This window comes from Gluconacetobacter sp., assembly GCF_047721585.1.
In the GTDB taxonomy this organism is placed as follows: Bacteria; Pseudomonadota; Alphaproteobacteria; order Acetobacterales; family Acetobacteraceae; genus Gluconacetobacter; species Gluconacetobacter dulcium.
In genome coordinates this window covers 1-1,347 of sequence record NZ_JBDNXE010000078.1, presented here as the reverse complement: position 1 = coordinate 1,347, position 1,347 = coordinate 1, and the positions used below count along the sequence as shown (strand labels likewise).

Below are 1,347 nucleotides of genomic sequence, written 5' to 3'. Positions count from 1 at the left end.
TCCCAACCCGGCCCGACCGGACGACACCCCCGGCACCGTGCATTTCGCCGACACCGCCCAAGCGACCCACGCCGTCGGGCTGGCTACGGCAGCCATGCCGGACTGGTCCGCCCGCCCACCTGCCACCCGCGCCGCATGCCTGGAGGCAGCCGCGGACCTGCTGGAAACCCACCACGCCGAACTGATCGGCCTGATAATACGCGAAGCTGGAAAATCCTATCCCAACGCGGTCGGCGAGATCCGCGAAGCCGTGGACTTTCTGCGCTATTACGCCGCCACCATCCGGCAGGGTTTTGACAACGCCACCCACACGCCCGTCGGCCCGGTCGTCTGCATCAGCCCCTGGAACTTCCCGCTGGCCATCTTCCTCGGCCAGGTCTCGGCCGCGCTGGCGGCCGGCAACGCGGTGCTGGCCAAACCGGCCGAGGAAACCCCGCTGGTCGCCGCCCGCGCCATCTCCCTGCTGCATCAGGCCGGCATTCCCACCGGTGCGCTGCAACTCCTGCCCGGCGGCGGCGATGTCGGCGCGGCCCTGGTCGCGGACCCACGGATCGCAGCCGTCATGTTCACCGGCTCTACCGAGGTCGCGCGCCTGATCGCCCGCCAACTCGCCGGCCGCACCGGCGCCAACGGCCAGCCGGTCCCCCTGATCGCGGAGACCGGTGGCCAGAACGCGATGATCGTCGATTCCTCGGCGCTGGCCGAACAGGTCGTCACCGACGTCATCGCCTCCGCCTTCGACAGCGCAGGCCAGCGCTGCTCCGCCCTGCGCATCCTGTGCGTGCAGGAGGATTGCGCCGAACCCATGCTGGCGATGCTGCGCGGCGCGATGCAGGAACTGCGCGTGGGCGACCCCGCCCTCCTGGCCACCGATATCGGCCCCGTCATCACCGAGAACGCCCGCGCCGGCATCGCCGCCCATATCGCGCGCATGCGCGCCGCCGGCTGCCGCGTCTGGTCTCCCGCCACGCCGCACGCAGTGCCCGGCGGCCATTTCCTGCCGCCCACACTGATCGAGATCGACGACATCGTCACCATCGGCCGCGAAGTCTTCGGCCCCGTCCTGCACGTCCTGCGCTGGCGGCGCGACAATCTCGACCGCCTGATCGAAGCGATCAACGCCACCGGCTACGGCCTGACCTTCGGCCTGCACACCCGCATCGCCGAAACCGTGGAACACGTCACCAACCGCATCGCGGCCGGCAATCTCTACGTCAACCGCAACACGATCGGCGCCGTGGTCGGCGTCCAGCCCTTCGGCGGCCGCGGCCTGTCCGGCACCGGCCCCAAAGCAGGCGGCCCACTGATCCTGCGCCGCCTGCTCGCCACCTGCCCCGCCTTCACGCC

1 protein-coding gene is annotated in these 1,347 nt (G+C 70.8%); it reads left to right on the top strand.

Annotated features, from left to right (window positions below):
• Positions 1-1,347: L-glutamate gamma-semialdehyde dehydrogenase (locus ABF821_RS13835; RefSeq protein ID WP_415530425.1), on the top strand; the 1,347-nt coding region annotated here is incomplete at both ends.